The sequence below is a fragment of the Faecalibacterium sp. Marseille-P9312 genome (assembly GCF_902497445.1).
Classification (GTDB): domain Bacteria; phylum Bacillota; class Clostridia; order Oscillospirales; family Ruminococcaceae; genus Faecalibacterium; species Faecalibacterium longum.
The window spans coordinates 38454-54218 of sequence record NZ_CABVEW010000013.1 but is presented as its reverse complement, the minus strand read 5'-3'; the positions used below and the strand labels follow the sequence as shown (position 1 = coordinate 54218).

The window sequence follows — 15765 nt, the reverse complement described above, 5'->3', positions numbered from 1 at the left end:
TACTCCTTCATTGGTAAAGCTCAGCCCACGATGGGTGCCAGGCTGTCCTGCTTGCCGCCGTAGATGCCCATGGGCTCGACGTGGATGCCGGCGACGGTCACCAGATGGGTACCCTTCTCCTCGTTGAAGTTGTCCAGATACGGCTGATGCTGGAAGTAGTTGGTGTCGCACTGGCCGTCCTCGACGATGGTGTTGGGGATCACATAGTCGTCATACTCCTGAATGTCCAGAGTGATACCCTTAGCGGCCAGAATGTCCTTGCAGACCTCCAGGACCTCGCAGTGGGGAGCGGGAGTAGCAGCGCAGCTGACGGTCTCGCCGTTCAGTGCCTCGTAGTCGATGGAAGCGTCATAGCCATCGGTCGGGGTCTCGACGACGGAGACGACAGCGCCCTTGTAGTTCTCATCCATGAAGTCCTTGACCTGCTGGCTCTGCAGAGCGGCGACGAGGGCCTTGATCTTGGGCTCGTTCTCGTTGCCCTCCTTGCAGACCAGAACATTGACGTAAGCAGAAGAGCCGTCCTCCATTGCCAGAGCGTCGGTCATGGGGTCCAGACCAGCGGAGATGGCGTAGTTGGAGTTGATGACAGCGTAGTCCTCGTCCTGCAGGACGTTGGGGACCTGAGCAGCCTCGACCTCATCGACGGTGACGTTCAGGGGGTTCTCCTCGATGTCATTCTTGGTGGCGGTCAGGCCGGCGTCAGCCTTCAGCTTGAAGAAGCCGTTCTTCTCCAGCAGGGTCAGAGCGCGAGCTTCGTTGGTGGTGTCGTTGGGGACAGCGACCTTCACCTTGTCCAGCTTTGCCACAGCGGAAGCAGCCTCAGAAGAAGCGGCAGTGCTGGAAGCAGCAGAGCTTGCGGTGGAAGAAGAGCCGCCGCAGGCGGTCAGGGCAGCAGCAGCGGCTGCGACACCGGTAACTTTCAGAAAATCACGACGAGTAATCATAGTTTTTTCCCTCTCTATTATTGGATATAATGTACAGCGGCGGCGCGGCACAGTCCGCGCCCGCCTTGAACGGAAGCATCAAAAAAGCCTCCGTCCCTGCCAGCCATGCGCTGCACAAGGACGGAGGCCTGAAACTTCCGTGGTACCACCTTGGTTCACAGCATCCTCGCGGACACTGCCTCAAAACTGCGGCAGGATTTTTTCTGCTTACAGCCGGACGCTTTAACGGGCGCACCCGTCGCGGACTAGTGCTCTTGCTCTTCGTCCGCGCAGCTCCGAGACCATTTTCGGCTCCCTGTTTCCTGCCCTTTTCCACCTGCCGGGCTCTCTGGTAAGGCTCATGCGAAAGCTTACTCTTCTCTTCACAGCCATTTTAGTGATATTGCGTTTATTGTACTCGCCTCGACGGGATTTGTCAACCCCTTAAAACAAACTTTTTCAGTAGGGAATTGAAGATCCTTCGCCCGTGAGACAAAATATGCCCCCGCGCTGTGTGCGCGGGGGCATATTCAGAAGCTTATCTATCAGCCCTGCTCCTGCTGTGCCTTCTTGGCTTCGAGAGCCAGAATGGCGTCGCGGCGGCTCAGGTTGATGCGGCCCTGCTGGTCGATGTCCGTCACCTTGACGACGATGGCATCACCCACAGCAACAACATCTTCCACCCGCTCGACACGCTTGGTGTCCAGCTTGGAGATGTGGACGAGGCCCTCCTTGCCCGGAGCGATCTCGACGAAGGCACCGAAGTTCATCAGACGGGTGACCTTGCCCTTGTAGATGGCACCGATCTCGGGGTCTTCCACGATAGTCCTGATGGTGAAGATGGCGCGCTTTGCGTCCTCCTGATCCACAGCGGAGACGAAGACGTGGCCGTCCTCCTGCACGTCGATCTTGCAGTTGCAGGTGGCGCAGATGTCCTGAATGACCTTGCCGCCCTTGCCGATGACGTCCTTGATCTTATCGGTGGGGATCATCATGCTGAACATCTTGGGGGCCCAGCGGCTCAGCTCGTGGCGGGGCTCTGCGATGACGGGCTTGATGATCTCATCGAGGATGTACAGACGGCCCTTGCGGCACTTCTCGAAGGCCTCGGCGATGATGTCGTAGGTCAGGCCGTCGATCTTAATATCCATCTGGATGGCGGTGATGCCCTTGCGGGTGCCGCCCACCTTGAAGTCCATATCGCCGTGGAAGTCCTCGACGCCCTGAATGTCCAGCATGGTCATCCAGCGGTCGCCCTCGGTGATGAGGCCGCAGGAAATGCCGGCGACAGGAGCCTTGATGGGGACGCCTGCGTCCATCAGAGCCAGCGTGGAGCCGCAGATGGAAGCCTGAGAGGTGGAGCCGTTGGAAGAGAGGACCTCAGACACGCAGCGGATGGTGTAGGGGAACTCTTCCAGAGAGGGCAGCACCGGCACGAGAGCGCGCTCCGCCAGTGCGCCGTGGCCGATCTCGCGGCGGCCGGGGCTGCGGGGTGCGCGGGCCTCGCCGACGGAGTACGGCGGGAAGTTGTAGTGATGGATGTAGCGCTTGGTCTGTTCGTCGGTCAGGTCATCCATGAGCTGGTTGTCCTTGGTGCCGCCGAGGGTGCAGGTGGTGAGCACCTGGGTCTGGCCGCGGGTGAACATACCGGAGCCATGCACGCGGGGCAGGATGCCGACTTCTGCGGCCAGCGGGCGGATCTCGTTGATGCCGCGGCCATCCACGCGCTTGCCCTCGTCCAGCAGCCAGCGGCGGACGACGTACTTCTGCATCTTGTAGCTGACGAGGTCGAGGTCGGCCTCAGTCAGGTCGGGGTACTCCTCAGCGATCTTGTCCATGATGGGCAGCAGAGCGGCATCACGCACATTCTTGTCGTCGGTATCCATAGCGGCCTTGAAGTCGTCGAGATACTTCTCCTTGATGGCGTGGAACATGTCCATATCGAGGCCCACGACCTGGAAATCGATCTTCGGCTTGCCGCGCTCGGCCACGATGCCGTTGATGAAGGTGATGATCTTCTTGATCTCCACGTGAGCGGCCTTGATGGCGTTCAGCATGGTGTCCTCATCGACCTCATTGGCACCGGCCTCGATCATGACGATCTTGTCCATGGTGGCGGCTACGGTCAGGGCCAGGTCGCTCTTCTTGCGCTGCTCCTGAGTGGGGTTCAGGACGATCTCGCCGTCCACCAGACCCACCTGCACGCCGCCGATGGGGCCGTTCCAGGGGATCTCGGACACAGCGGTGACCAGAGAAGCACCGATCATGCCGGCGATCTCAGGACTGCAGTCGGGGTCCAGGCTCATGACGGTCATGGTGATGCAGACGTCGTTGCGCATCTCCTTCGGGAACAGCGGGCGCATGGGACGGTCCACGACGCGGCTGGTCAGGATGGCGCGCTCGCCGGGGCGGCCCTCACGGCGCATGAAGCTGCCGGGGATGCGGCCTGCGGCGTAGAGCTTTTCCTCGTACTCCACGTTCAGGGGGAAGAAATCGACGCCCTCGCGGGGCTTGGGGCTCATGACCACGTTGCACATCACGCAGGTCTCGCCGTAGCGGATGAGGGCGCTTGCGTTGGACAAGCCGCACATCTTGCCCATCTCCACCTTGAAGGGGCGGCCTGCCAGCGTAGTCTCGTAAACTTTGAAGTTGTCAAAGTTTTCTTTGCGGGAACCAAATTCGATTGCCATTTGGTTTGCCTCCTTATGTCCGTTTGATATTCCAAAAGGCTGCCCGCCGCGCATCATAGCAATAAATCCAGCGTCCGTGCTGCTTCACACAGGCGTTCGATTTACTGCTGCAACACGCAGCAGCGGCCTATTTGTTCCAGTGCCTGGGATACAAGGGAAAATCCAACATAAAAGAGCAAAGGGCAGGCACCCTTTGCGGTACCTGCCCTCTGTTTTCTATTACTTACGCAGACCCAGAGTTGCGATCAGAGCACGGTAACGCTCGATGTCCTTCTTCTGGAGGTAGGCCAGCAGATTGCGGCGGCGGCCAACCATCTTCATCAGACCACGGCGGCTGTGGTGATCGTTAGGGTTCTTCTTCAGGTGCTCGTTCAGCTCGTTGATGTGAGCGGTCAGCAGAGCGACCTGGACTTCGGGAGAGCCAGTGTCCTTCTCGGTCAGAGCGACTTTGGCCATAACTTCCTGCTTGTTCATAGTAACAGTACCTCTTTATAAAATTTTTATTTGCCAGCGACACAGCAGCGGGAAAACGGTACTCCCGAGTGGGCATACTCCCAGCCCCGTATCGCGGTAACAGGGCTAGTATAACAGAAACCAACGTAAAAAGCAAGAAAAATTTTTACAGATCCGCAAAAATAAGGATGTTGTTTTCCTGTCAAATCATGTTATAATCTGTCTATTGTAATAAAGAGGTAGATTGAATGACACATTGCTTTTCCCGCCGCAGCTTCCTCAAAGGAAGCGCAGCCGCCGCAGCGGTTCTTTCAAGCCCGCTCCTCCCGGCTGATGCGGCTTCTTCTGAAACCGAAAACGGCCTGTTCTCCCCTGTCTCTCCTCTCTGCCAGACCCAGTACGGCCCGGTGAAGGGCAGAGAGGGCGAAAACGGCCTGCTCTGCTGGTACGGCATCCCCTATGGCGCTGCCCCCACGGGCGAAAGCCGCTGGACAGCGCCGCAGGAGCCCGCCTGCTGGGACACAGTGCGGGACTGCACCAGCCCCGCCCCGGCGGCCTACCAGTACACCACTTTCCCCCTCGGCACCGAGGACTGCCTGACACTGGATGTCTACTCTTCTTCTGACGCCAAAAAGCGGCCCGTCCTCGTCTATCTGCACGGCAGCGCCGCCACAGGCTCATCTCTCGAGCTGCCCGGCTGCGAACTCGTGCGGGACGCGGGCTGCGTCTTTGTCGCGCTCAACTACCGGCTGGGGCTGTTCGGGTGGAACTGTCTGCCCGCCCTCACTGCCGACCCGGACGCCACCGGAAACTTTGCCCTGCTGGACATCGCCCGGGCGCTGGACTGGGTGAAGGAAAATATCCACCGCTTCGGCGGCGATGCCGACAACATCACCCTCTGCGGTTTCTCTGACGGCGGGCGGATGGCAGCGGCCCTTGCGGGCAGTCCGCTCTTCCGCGGACGCTTCCAGAAGGCCGTCGCCATCTCCGGCGGGCTGTCCCTCGCCGACCCGGACGCCGCCGCCCATAAGCTGGCTGAAAATTTCGCGCCGCTGGCCGTGGAAGATGGGCGGTTCGCTGACACGGCTTCCGCCGCCGAATGGCTGCTGACGCCGGGGGCGGACGTCCGGGAATGGCTCTGCGGCCTCGAACCGGCCCGCATTGCGGCCCTCGGCAAACCAGCCATCCTTTACGCAGACGATGTGGTGCTCTCCCGGGGCGCACGGAGTGCTGTCCCCCTCCTGCTGCTCAGCAGCGCCACCGAATTCAGCGGCTTTGTCCGGGACGACCTGCGGCCCGCTTCCAGCGCGGCCCGGGCCTATGCCGTAAAATACGGCTCAGCCCTCTGCCGCTGGAGCAGCACCGAAGCCGTCGCCGAAGCGCTGGGCGGCAGTGCTCCGGTCTGGCTTGGCCTCATCGACTACGGCGGGACCGACAGTCAGACGGCTGTCCCGGGCCTCGGCTCCTTCCACGGCCTGCCGCTGGCGCTCTTCTCGTCCGAAAGCAGCTATTCTGCCTGTGCTGATTTGTCTTCAGCAGGTGCGCAGGCCCTTTCGGCCCGGCTGAAGCAGGCGCTTTCCAGTTTCATGACCAGCGGTTCCCCAGGCTGGGACGCCTGGACGCCGCAAGACCGCGCTGCTCTCCACTTCGATGCCGACAGCGAAACAGCCTGCATCACCCTCAACTCCTACCCGGATACCCAGGAAAGTATCCGCGCCGCCATGGCCGCAGACACATCCCTCTCCGCCGCCGAAAAGGAAACGGTGGAGCACCTCTATTTTTCCGGTCTCTCCTTCTGACGAAGCAAAAACGCACCTCACCGATCGCTTTCATCGGTGAAGTGCGTTCTTGTTTTATTCAGCGGATGATGCCGCCCACAGCCTTTTTGATCTCGGCTTTGTTCTGATACATCTTTGCTTTTTTCATAAAGTTCGCTCCGCAAAGTATTCCTGCGCGCGCTGGGCTGCGTGGTCGATGCACTCGCGCAGCTCATCCAGCGTGTCGAACTTTTTGCTGGGGCTGAGATAGGCGTGGAACTCCACCACCGGGTCGGTGCCGTAAAGGTCGCCGGTAAAGCCCGGGATGAAGGTCTCGCAGGTCACCTTGCTCTCGTCGCTGTTGACGGTGGGCCGGGTGCCAAGGCCGGTGGCCGAGGGGTACCACCTGTCCCCTATCCTGGTGCGGGTGATATAGATGCCGTACCGGGGCAGCTGGAAGCCCTGCGGGTAGAGCTGATTGATGGTCGGCACCCCCAGCGTCCGGCCAAGGCCCGCCCCGTGATGCACTGTGAAGCGGATGGCGTAGGGCATCCCCAGCATGGCATTGGCCGCCGGGATGTCACCACCTTCCAGCGCGGTGCGGATGCGGGTGGAGGAAACAGGCTTCTCCTCAAACTGTGCCATCGGCAGGACGACGACCTCCACGCCCAGCGGCTCGCAGAGCTGACGCAGCAGCTCCGGTGTGCCTGCCGCCCTGGCCCCGAAGGTGAAGTTCTCGCCGCAGAACAGCGCCCTGGCGTTGCAGTCCCGGATGATGCCCAGCACGAACTGCTCCGGCGTCATGGCCTTGATCTCCTCGAAATCGGGGCAGAGATAGTGCTCCACGCCGAGGCTGGCGATGAGGGCGTGCTTGTCCTCGGTGGAGAGCAGGCGCTTGCCCTTCATCTTGTTTTCGGTGGGCAGGCGGAAGGTGAACACCGCCGGTGCCGCGCCGTGGGCCCTGGCCCACTCCACTGCGCCATTGATGACCGCGCGGTGGCCGATGTGGATGCCGTCAAAAAAGCCCATTGCCACAGCAGAGCCGTGGGCACCGCCCAGCGCAAGCGGCGCAAGCTGTGAATAGATCTGCATGAATGTTCTTTAATTCCTCTCTACAAAGAGTTTTTCGACCTTGAGCACGCCGCCGGTGATGTTCGCAAGGCCCAGGAACTGACCTTCGGCATTGCGGACACGGTAGCGGCCATCTGCCGCGGGGTAGCGGCTGGTGGGGCAGCCGTTGTACAGGTGCTGCTCCACCCTCGGCTCTGCCACCAGCAGAGGCAGGCTCTCGAACACGCTCTCCACCGGCAGCATCAAAGCCTGCAGTGCCTCGGGGCCTGCGTCCTTTGCCGCCTGTATCTCTTCCAGCGTGTGGGCGTCGGCCTCGGTGTAGACACCCGCCGTCGTGCGGCGCAAAGCGCTCATGGTGCCTTTCTGGCCCATAGCGGCGGCAATGTCCTCCAACAGAGTGCGGATATACGTTCCCTTGGAGCAGCGGACGGTGAGGACGTATTCGTTCTCCACCGGGCTGCCGCCGTACCGGATGTCCAGGATCTCGATGGGGCGGGCCTTCCGCTCCACCGTGACGCCCTCGCGGGCCAGCTTATAAAGGGGCTGGCCGTTGATCTTGACTGCCGAGTACATGGGCGGCGTCTGCATCTGGGGGCCGAGGAACCGGGGCAGAACAGCCAGCAGCTCCTTCTCCCCTGCCGTCACCGGGGCCGTTTCCAGCACTGTGCCGGTGATGTCGCCGGTGTCGGTCTGCATCCCCAGCCGCAGCCGGGCGCAGTAGGTCTTGGTGTGGTCGAGCTGAAGGTCCACAGCCTTGCTGGCCCCGCCGCAGAACACCGGCAGAACGCCGGTGGCCATGGGGTCCAGCGTACCGCTGTGGCCCAGCTTGCGGGTGCCGAGGATGCCGCGCAGCTTGGCGATGACGTCAAAGCTGGTCCACTCCATCGGCTTATCTACGATAAGGATGCCCTGCATCAGCTTTCCTCCTGCGTCTCGGGGCGGTCGAGTTCCGCCTCCACTTCGGCCAGAATGGCGCTCTTGGCGTTGTCGAGGTTGCCCAGCAACTCACAGCCCGCTGCGCGGGTGTGGCCGCCGCCGCCCAGACGCCGTGCGATGGCGCAGGCGTCCACGCCCTTGGCGGCGCGCACGCTGATGCGGTAGCTGCCGCCGGGCTGCTGACGGAGCAGCAGGCCCACTTTGACCCCCTCGATGCTGATGGGCAGGCTGGTCAGCTCTTCCAGGTCAGCCGGGTCCACGCCGCTCTGCTCGATCTCGTCCCGGGTCAGATACATCAGGGCGCAGCGGCCCTCAAGATGATATTCCAGATGGTTGCGGGCGATACGCTCCGCCTCCATCCGCTCCCGGGGTTTGGTGTCGAAGAGCAGGGTGTTCAGCTCCTCCACCTGCGCACCAGCCAGAATGAGCTTTGCAGCCACGAGGTGGGTGTTGGCAGTGGTGGAAGAGAACCGGAAGCAGCCGGTGTCAGTAGCGAGGCCGGTGTAGAGGCAGTTGGCGATGAGGGGGGTGATCTCCACGCCCATCTCGCCGATGACCTCATACAGAAGCTCTGCCGCTGCGGCCGCATTGCCGTCCAGCAGGGTGAAATCCGCATAGCCGCTGTTGCCCGTGTGGTGGTCGATGCAGAGATCGACGTGGCGGGTATACTGCGGCATGCCGTTGTTTTCGCCAAAGAGCTGCACGCTGGCAACATCCACGGCCACAACGGTCTTGGGCTCAAACTCGCCCCGGAACGGCACCGGTGCAGTAAAGCTGTAGCGGGAAGGCACTGCATCGGAGCAGAGGACGGCTGCCGTCTTGCCCAGCGCCTTGAGCGCGTGGCAGAGGGCGCTGCCACAGCCGATGGTGTCGCCGTCCGGGTTTTTATGACACAGGACCAGAATGTTGTCCGCAGCACAGAGGCGCTCGGCCATCTGCTGCACATTGAGCTGTTCTGTCATTTGATGGATCCATCCTTTCCGCAGCGCTGGATTTATTCCTCGGTCTCGGCGGGCTGAGAGTCCTCAGCGTCGCCGTTCACATTCAGCGTGCGGAGCAGCTCGTTGATGTGGGCTGCATAGGCGGCACCGTCGTCCTCCACAAAGATGAAGCGGGGTGCCTTGCGGATGTGCATTTTCTTGCTCACTTCGGTGCGCACATGGCCTGCGGCGCGGTTCAGGGCCTCGATGGCGGGCTTGGGGCCGTCCTCACGGCCCATCACGCTCACATAGACCTTCGCCACGTCCAGGTCGGGCGTCACATCCAGCCGGGTGACGGTCAGCAGACCGCCCTCCAGCCGCGGGTCTTTCAGCCGTCCGATGATGGCGATGAGCTCACGCTTCATGTCCTGTGCCAGACGGCCCATATTTTTCTGAGACATAGTTTCTCCTCTGAAAAGCCCGTTATCACCGCCCGGGGGCGGTGATAACAGCAGCTTCAACTCTTAGTCGCGGTATTCTTCCATCTTGAAGGCCTCGTAGACGTCGCCTTCCTTGACGTCGGCAAACTTTGCCAGAGTAACGCCGCACTCGTAGCCCTCGGCCACTTCCTTGGCGTCGTCCTTGAAGCGCTTCAGAGATGCGATCTCGTCCTCCGTGATGACGATGCCGTCACGGACGACACGCACCTTGCTGTCGCGGGTGATCTTGCCGCTGGTGACACGGCAGCCTGCGACGGTGCCGACGTTGGAGATCTTGTAGACCTGACGGACCTGCAGCTCGCCCAGAGACACCTCGCGGAACTTGGGAGCCAGCATACCCTTCATAGCGTCGGTGACGTCGTTGATGGCGTCGTAGATGACGCGGTACATACGCATCTCGACCTTGGTGGCAGCGGCCTCTTCCTTCGCCACGTTGTCGGGGCGGACGTTGAAGCCGATGATGATGGCGTTGGATGCGTCGGCCAGGTCAACGTCGGACTTGCTGATGGCACCGACACCGGCGTGGATGACGCGGACGCGGACCTCGTCGTTGGAGATCTTCTCGAGGCTCTGCTTGACGGCCTCGGCGGAGCCCTGCACGTCGGCCTTGACGACGATGGCCAGCTCCTTCATATCGTTCTGAGCCATCTGGCTGAACAGGTTATCCAGAGTGACCTTCTGGAAGGAGGAGAACTGCTTCTCCTTGGCGGCAGCGATGCGCTGCTCGGCCAGCTCACGGGCCAGACGCTCGTCCTCGACGGCCTCGAACAGGTCGCCGGCCTCAGGCACAGCGGTCAGACCGGTGATCTCCACAGGGGTGGAGGGGCCGGCGTCGTTCAGCAGAATGCCCTTGTCGCTGCGCATGGTACGCACACGGCCCACGGCGGTACCGGCGATGATGACGTCGCCGGAGTGGAGGGTGCCGTTCTGCACCAGAATGGTGGCGATGGGGCCCTGGCCCTTGTCCAGACGAGCCTCGACAACAGCGCCCTTGGCACGGCGGTTGGGGTTAGCCTTCAGCTCCATGACCTCAGCTTCCAGAGCGATGCGCTCCAGCAGGTCGTTGATGCCCATGCCGGTCAGAGCAGAGACGGGAATGCAGGCGACGTCGCCGCCCCAGTCCTCGGTGATGATGCCGTACTTGGTCAGGCCCTCCATCACGCGCTCGGGGTTGGCGGTGGGCTTATCCATCTTGTTCATGGCCACGATGAGCTTGACGTTGGCGGCCTTGGCGTGGTTGATGGACTCGACCGTCTGGGGCATGATGCCGTCATCGGCGGCGACGACCAGAACTGCAATATCGGTCATGTTGGCACCGCGGGCGCGCATGGAGGTGAACGCCTCGTGGCCCGGGGTATCCAGGAAAGTGATGAGGCTGTCGTTGACCTTGACCTGATATGCACCGATGGCCTGAGTGATGCCGCCGGCCTCGCCTGCGGTGACGTTGGTCTTGCGGATCGCGTCCAGGATACTGGTCTTGCCGTGGTCAACGTGGCCCATGACGCAGACGACCGGGGGACGGGTGACGAGATCGTCCTGAGAATCCTCCTCCTGGGTGAACAGGCGCTCCTCGATGGTGACGTGGACTTCCTTCTCGACCTTGGCGTGGAACTCCTCGGCCACCAGAGCGGCGGTATCGAAATCGATGACGTCGTTGATGGCATGCATCTCGCCCATCTGCATGAACTTGGCGATGACCTTGCCGGCCTGCTGCTTCAGGCGGGCAGCCAGCTCACCGACGGTGATCTCATCGGGGATGAGGACCTTCAGCTGTGCATTGCGGGCCTTTTCCAGCTGGATGCGCTGCAGACGCTCGAACTCGGTCTCGCGCTTGCCCTTCTGGAACTGCTGGCGCTGGCGCTGGCCGCGCTGGGTGAACTTCTGCTTGTTGCCCTGGGGGGTGGGCTTGCGGCGGTTCTCGGTGTTCTTGGTGGAAGCCAGATCGTCGTAACGGGCGTCGAAGCGGTCCACGTTCATATCGACGGTGCGGGTATCGACGGTGACCTGATTGTCCTCGCGGCGGACAGAGACGGACTGAGCAGTAGCTGCCGTAGCCTTTGCGCCGGTCTCACGGGCCAGCTCGCTCAGGGAGACGGTCTTCTCCTCGCGCTTCTTGTGCTGCTCGTTCTTCTTGTTGTTTTGCTTGGCAGCGGGCTTTGCCTCGGCCATTGCGGGCTCAGCCTTGGGAGCCTTGGGAGCCTCGGGCTTCTTTTCGGCCTTGGGCTCTGCCTTCTTCTCGGCGGGCTTCGGCTCAGCCTTGGGGGCCTTGGCGCTGTTCAAAAACTCGTCCAGGCTCTTGACGCTGTTGTCCTTGCTGAACTTCTCCAGCAGGTAGTTCAGCTCGTTCTCCTCCAGAGTGGAGCTGTTCTTCTTGCCGGTGCTGCCCATGGCGTTCAGCTCGTCGAGGACCTTCTTGGCAGAGATGCTCAGGTCCTTTGCAAAATCGCTCACTTTATATTTTACGGTCATTCGCTCATATCCTCCTCAGTTTGAATCGCTCCGCACGCCGTCAGCCGGTCAAAGCAGAGCTTGGCGAGGTTGCGGTCGGTGACGGCATAAATGGCCACCGGTTTGCGGCTGATGTCAGCCAGCTTATCCTGTGTCAGCGGCATGGGGATGACGTCCACCATATCGCCCACAGCGTAGTTGAGCCGCTGCACGGTCTTGGGGCTGGCGTCGGACGCAGTCATCACGAGCCATGCCTTGCCCTTGACGACGGCGTCTTCCACCGCGTCAAAGCCCATGGTCAGAGCGCCCGCCTTGCGGCAGAGGCTCACGGCCTGGAACAGGGCCTCATTCGGCTCAAGGGCCGGTCTTGCGGGGGCGTTATGCTTCTTTGCCATCGCGGTCGGCCTCCTTTTCCGCTTCCACACCGGCCAGCTGCTGGGCCAGTGCATCGTATACCTCGGCGGGGACCGGCTGCTCAAAGCAGCGCTCCAGCGCCTTCTTCTTTTTTGCCTTTGCAAGGCAGGCGGCATCCGGGCAGAGGTAAGCACCGCGGCCGGGCTTCTTGCCCACGGGGTCGATGCTGATCTCTCCGCTGGGTGCGCGCACCACACGCACCAGTTCCTTCTTGGGGCGGCTGGTCAGGCAGCCGATGCACTGGCGGGCAGGGATCTTCTTTTGTGCCATCCGGTTTTCCCTCCTTCGGCAGGTGTTCCGCGCTTATTCTGCGGCGGTGTCTTCGGTCTTCTCAGCCTCGGCAGCCTTCGGCTCTTCCTCGCCGTAGTAGCCGCTCTCGGGGCGGATGTCGATATTGTAGCCGGTCAGGCGGGCGCACAGACGGGCGTTCTGGCCCTTGTTGCCGATGGCAAGGCTCAGCTGCTGGTCCGGCACGGTCACGCGGCAGGAGCGGGTCTCGCCGGGCAGCAGCTCGACCTTGACCACCTTTGCGGGGCTGAGAGCTGCGGAGATGAACTCGGAGATGTCCTCGCTCCACTTCACGATGTCGATCTTCTCGCCGCCCAGCTTCTCGACCACAGCGGCCACACGGTCGCCGTGGGGGCCGATGCAGGCAGAGACGGGGTTGACGTTGGCGTCCTTGGACCAGACAGCCATCTTGGTGCGGGCGCCGGCCTCGCGGCTGATGGCCTTGACCTCGACGGTGCCGTCGTAGATCTCAGGCACTTCCAGCTCGAACAGGCGCTTGACGAGGCCGGGGTGGGTGCGGCTGATCATGACGCGGGGGCCGCGCTCGCTTGCCACGACATCCACGATGTAGACCTGCAGCATCTGGCCCTCGGTGTAGACCTCGCCGGGGACCTGCTCGTTGCGGGGCAGGATGGCCTCGCCGCCCTTGCCCAGGTCGAGGGCAACGATGCCCTTCTCGGGGTCAACGCGGGTGACGGTGGCCTGCACGATGTCGTGGGCGCGGGACTGGATCTCGCTCAGCTGCTGGCTGCGCTCAGCCTCACGGATGCCCTGACGGATGACGTGCTTTGCGGTCTGGGCGGCGATGCGGCCAAAGTCCTTGGTCTTGAGGGGGGTCACGACGCGGTCGCCCACCTGATAGCTCTTGCGGATGTGCTGAGCCTCGGTGATGCCGATCTCGCTGTGCTCGTCGTACCAGTCCTCATCGGCCACGACGTCCTGGATGAGGGCGACGTTGAACTTGCCGGTGCTGGGGTCGATCTCGACCATGACGTGGTCGTCCTCGACCTCGTAGTTCTTCTTCACGGCGATGACGATCGCAGCCTTGATCTTTTCGATCAGGTACTCCGCGGTGATGCCGCGCTCGTGCTCCAGCATGGAGAGAGCTTCAAAAAATTCGTTGTTCGCTGCTGCCATTTTTCGGGTTCCTCCTAGTTTATAATGGTATCTTTTCTCGATTCATCTTTGGCTCTCCCTCTGGGAGAGCTGGCGCGGAACGCGCCTGAGAGGGTTATTCTTAATCAAACAGATGTTCGTCATCACAGAGATGGACGCCGGATGCGGCGTTCACCTCAAAGCTCACCGGGCCGTTCTCCGTCTCCACCGTGACGGTGCTGCCCTCGCGGCCTTTCAGGATGCCGGCAAACTCGCGCACGCCGTCGGCGGTGGGGCGGATGAGCTTGACGCCGATCTTCTCGCCCTTGAGTGCCTCGTAGTGCTCCGGGCGGGTCAGCTTGCGGCCAAGGCCGGGGCTGCCCACCTCGAGATAATAGCTCTGGTCGATAGGGTCTGCCTCATCGAGGATGGGGTCCAGCGCGTGGGACACTTCGGCACAGGTGTCGGTGTCCATGGTGCCGTCCCTGTCGATGAGCACACGGAGATACCAGTCCGGCCCTTCCTTCTCAAAGACCACATCCCACAGGCGCAGGCCCATGCCCTCCACGACGGGGCGGACAAGCGCTTCGACTCTCTGGGCGGTGTTGCCGCCAGACTGCTTCGCCATAAAAAACCTCCAAACAAACAAGAAAAGCGGACCTTGCGGCCCACTTTCCAATAAAACTATAGCGTACTACTAGAATATAGCATACTCTTGCGGATTATGCAAGCTTTTTCGTGAAAAATCCTTTTCTCACAGCACCCAGACGCCGTCGCGGAACAGCTCCACGGTGCGGCCGTCCCGGCACTTGCCGGTGATATGGCTGTCCTCGGCGCCCACCATGACGTCCTCGTGGATGGCGGACTGGTTCATGCCCCGGGCCAGCAGCTCGTCCTTGCTCAGGCGGGTGCCGCTCTCGGTGGTGCCGGGATAGCTGGCGCCAAAGGCGATGTGGCAGGCGGCGTTCTCGTCGAAGAGGGTGCTGTAGAACAGCGCGCCGCTGCGGTTGATGGGGCTGGACGCCGGCACCAGCGCCACTTCGCCGATGCTCCGGGCGCCCTCGTCGGTGTCCAGAAGCTGGCCCAGAAGCTCCGCGCCCTCGTCTGCACCGTGCTCCACGACCCGGCCATCCTTGAAGGTGACATGGAAGCCCTTGATGAGCTGGCCGTTGAAGACGTAGGGCTTGGTGCCGTAGACGATGCCGTTCACCTTGTCCTTGTGGGGGGCGGTGAAGACCTCCTCGGTGGGGATGTTGGGCAGGAAGACCACGCCCTTTTCGCTGACGCTGGCGGCACTCTCCCAGACGGCCTTGTCGGCGATGCCGACGGTCAGGTCGGTGCCGTTGCCGCTCTCGAAGTGGACGCTCTCGAGGTCGAGGGCGTTCATCTTGTCCTTCAGGCCGGTGAGACAGTCGAGGTGGGCCTTCCACTCGCTGACGGGGTCGCCGCCCGTCACGCGGCAGACGTCGAAGATGAGCTGCCAGAGCTTCTCGATGGCCGCAGCCTCGTCCAGCTCCGGGAATATCTTCTTCGCCCACGGGGCGCTGGGCATGGCGGCGATGGACCACTGGACGCGGTCGTTCATGGTGTACTCCCGCCACGGAGCCATGAACTTGCGCTGCGCAGCGTTCACACGGCTGATCTTCGCGCCGTCCAGACCGGCGTAGACCTCGGGGTCGTCGGCAAGGAGGTGGAGGACGCAGACGCCGCCCTCGCTCTCGGCGTAGTCGAGATAGCGGCGCAGCTGATAAGATTTGAAGTCGGTCAGGGCTTCCTCGCTGCCCAGCTCCATCCGGCTGCGGGAGACCTCGTTGTCGCTCCAGTTCACCAGCACGTCCCGGGCGCCGGCCTCGTAGGCACTGCGCACGCACAGACGGGCCAGCGGGGCGGCCTCGAGGCAGCAGTTGATGACAAGGGTCTGGCCCGGCTGGGGGTTGACGCCCACACGGACGATGAAATCGGCGTATTTTTTCAGAAGAAGAGTAAAGTTTTCCACAGAATATCCTTTCTGCCGTGCAAACCACGGCGGTGCATTTTCTATCTGACAGTATAACCGCTCCCGGGCGAATTGTCCACCCGATAAAAACAAAACAGATGCTTCTGCCGGTTGAAAAATCGGGAAACATCTGTTATAATGGTGTATGAGAGTGCTGTCTACATAACGGCAGGCGGTCTAAACCTTTCCGGCCTTACGTCGGGAAGGCGAGCATTTTTGTTATGCCCCCGACGCTCCACAGCGAAAGGGGGGATGTTCTATGACGCTATTGGAA

Annotated in this window: 14 protein-coding genes and 1 other annotated feature; of the genes, 1 reads left to right on the top strand and 13 read right to left on the bottom strand. The window is 61.8% G+C overall.

The features are described from left to right. Positions 1-20: 20 nt before the first annotated feature. The 3 genes from F3G95_RS10430 to rpsO all read right to left on the bottom strand — a co-directional run bounded on the left by F3G95_RS10430 (position 21) and on the right by rpsO (position 4087). Positions 21-944, bottom strand: coding sequence for a MetQ/NlpA family ABC transporter substrate-binding protein (locus F3G95_RS10430; protein ID WP_149794868.1), 924 nt, complete (start codon positions 942-944; stop codon positions 21-23). Between the two features lie 113 nt (positions 945-1057). Continuing rightward, positions 1058-1319, bottom strand: a binding site (T-box leader). Positions 1320-1468: 149 nt separating this feature from the next. Then, positions 1469-3613: a polyribonucleotide nucleotidyltransferase gene (locus tag F3G95_RS10425; RefSeq protein ID WP_149794867.1), complete on the bottom strand. Its 2145-nt coding sequence runs from the start codon at positions 3611-3613 to the stop codon at positions 1469-1471. Between the two features lie 219 nt (positions 3614-3832). Beyond that, complete coding sequence (rpsO, locus tag F3G95_RS10420; protein WP_005933138.1) at positions 3833-4087, bottom strand: 30S ribosomal protein S15; 255 nt, start codon at positions 4085-4087, stop codon at positions 3833-3835. A 227-nt stretch (positions 4088-4314) separates the two neighbouring features. On the opposite strand from rpsO, the gene F3G95_RS10415 reads away from it, so the two are divergent. Continuing rightward, positions 4315-5865: a carboxylesterase family protein gene (locus F3G95_RS10415; RefSeq protein WP_149794866.1), complete on the top strand. Its 1551-nt coding sequence runs from the start codon at positions 4315-4317 to the stop codon at positions 5863-5865. A gap of 123 nt (positions 5866-5988) precedes the next feature. On the opposite strand, the gene ribF is transcribed toward F3G95_RS10415, so the two are convergent. The 10 genes from ribF to F3G95_RS10365 all read right to left on the bottom strand — a co-directional run bounded on the left by ribF (position 5989) and on the right by F3G95_RS10365 (position 15491). After that, entirely contained in the window at positions 5989-6915 is a 927-nt protein-coding gene (gene ribF, locus F3G95_RS10410) for a riboflavin biosynthesis protein RibF (RefSeq protein WP_149794865.1), read from the bottom strand. A gap of 9 nt (positions 6916-6924) precedes the next feature. Next, on the bottom strand, positions 6925-7809 hold the full coding sequence (gene truB / locus F3G95_RS10405) for a tRNA pseudouridine(55) synthase TruB (RefSeq protein WP_149794864.1): 885 nt from the start codon (positions 7807-7809) through the stop codon (positions 6925-6927). Further along, the gene (locus F3G95_RS10400; protein ID WP_149794863.1) at positions 7809-8792 is read right to left on the bottom strand and encodes a bifunctional oligoribonuclease/PAP phosphatase NrnA; all 984 of its coding nucleotides are present in this window, start codon (positions 8790-8792) and stop codon (positions 7809-7811) included. Before F3G95_RS10400 ends, truB begins: the two co-directional genes overlap by 1 nt. 32 nt (positions 8793-8824) lie before the next feature. Next, on the bottom strand, positions 8825-9211 hold the full coding sequence (gene rbfA, locus F3G95_RS10395) for a 30S ribosome-binding factor RbfA (protein WP_015565885.1): 387 nt from the start codon (positions 9209-9211) through the stop codon (positions 8825-8827). A gap of 63 nt (positions 9212-9274) precedes the next feature. After that, a complete protein-coding gene (gene infB / locus F3G95_RS10390; protein WP_149794862.1) occupies positions 9275-11719 on the bottom strand; it encodes a translation initiation factor IF-2 in 2445 nt (814 codons plus the stop codon). Beyond that, a complete protein-coding gene (locus F3G95_RS10385) occupies positions 11716-12093 on the bottom strand; it encodes a 50S ribosomal protein L7ae (RefSeq protein WP_149794861.1) in 378 nt (125 codons plus the stop codon). The genes infB and F3G95_RS10385 overlap by 4 nt, the downstream gene beginning before the upstream one ends. Then, entirely contained in the window at positions 12077-12382 is a 306-nt protein-coding gene (locus F3G95_RS10380; protein WP_015565882.1) for a YlxR family protein, read from the bottom strand. Before F3G95_RS10380 ends, F3G95_RS10385 begins: the two co-directional genes overlap by 17 nt. Positions 12383-12415: 33 nt before the next feature. Continuing rightward, positions 12416-13537 carry a transcription termination factor NusA gene (nusA, locus tag F3G95_RS10375; RefSeq protein WP_149794860.1) on the bottom strand — a complete coding sequence of 374 codons (1122 nt, stop codon included), beginning with the start codon at positions 13535-13537 and terminating at the stop codon, positions 12416-12418. A gap of 100 nt (positions 13538-13637) precedes the next feature. Continuing rightward, a complete protein-coding gene (gene rimP, locus F3G95_RS10370; RefSeq protein ID WP_015565880.1) occupies positions 13638-14123 on the bottom strand; it encodes a ribosome maturation factor RimP in 486 nt (161 codons plus the stop codon). A 126-nt stretch (positions 14124-14249) separates the two neighbouring features. Next, the gene (locus F3G95_RS10365) at positions 14250-15491 is read right to left on the bottom strand and encodes an aminopeptidase (protein ID WP_149794859.1); all 1242 of its coding nucleotides are present in this window, start codon (positions 15489-15491) and stop codon (positions 14250-14252) included. Positions 15492-15765 lie beyond the last annotated feature (274 nt).

Excerpts from the sequence above, each read along its gene's own strand:
- F3G95_RS10430 (WP_149794868.1), bottom strand. The coding sequence starts at position 944 with ATGATTACTCGTCGTGATTTTCTGAAAGTTACCGGTGTCGCAGCCGCT.
- F3G95_RS10425 (WP_149794867.1), bottom strand. The coding sequence starts at position 3,613 with ATGGCAATCGAATTTGGTTCCCGCAAAGAAAACTTTGACAACTTCAAA.
- rpsO (WP_005933138.1), bottom strand. The coding sequence starts at position 4,087 with ATGAACAAGCAGGAAGTTATGGCCAAAGTCGCTCTGACCGAGAAGGAC.
- F3G95_RS10415 (WP_149794866.1), top strand. The coding sequence starts at position 4,315 with ATGACACATTGCTTTTCCCGCCGCAGCTTCCTCAAAGGAAGCGCAGCC.
- ribF (WP_149794865.1), bottom strand. The coding sequence starts at position 6,915 with ATGCAGATCTATTCACAGCTTGCGCCGCTTGCGCTGGGCGGTGCCCAC.
- truB (WP_149794864.1), bottom strand. The coding sequence starts at position 7,809 with ATGCAGGGCATCCTTATCGTAGATAAGCCGATGGAGTGGACCAGCTTT.
- F3G95_RS10400 (WP_149794863.1), bottom strand. The coding sequence starts at position 8,792 with ATGACAGAACAGCTCAATGTGCAGCAGATGGCCGAGCGCCTCTGTGCT.
- rbfA (WP_015565885.1), bottom strand. The coding sequence starts at position 9,211 with ATGTCTCAGAAAAATATGGGCCGTCTGGCACAGGACATGAAGCGTGAG.
- infB (WP_149794862.1), bottom strand. The coding sequence starts at position 11,719 with ATGACCGTAAAATATAAAGTGAGCGATTTTGCAAAGGACCTGAGCATC.
- F3G95_RS10385 (WP_149794861.1), bottom strand. The coding sequence starts at position 12,093 with ATGGCAAAGAAGCATAACGCCCCCGCAAGACCGGCCCTTGAGCCGAAT.
- F3G95_RS10380 (WP_015565882.1), bottom strand. The coding sequence starts at position 12,382 with ATGGCACAAAAGAAGATCCCTGCCCGCCAGTGCATCGGCTGCCTGACC.
- nusA (WP_149794860.1), bottom strand. The coding sequence starts at position 13,537 with ATGGCAGCAGCGAACAACGAATTTTTTGAAGCTCTCTCCATGCTGGAG.
- rimP (WP_015565880.1), bottom strand. The coding sequence starts at position 14,123 with ATGGCGAAGCAGTCTGGCGGCAACACCGCCCAGAGAGTCGAAGCGCTT.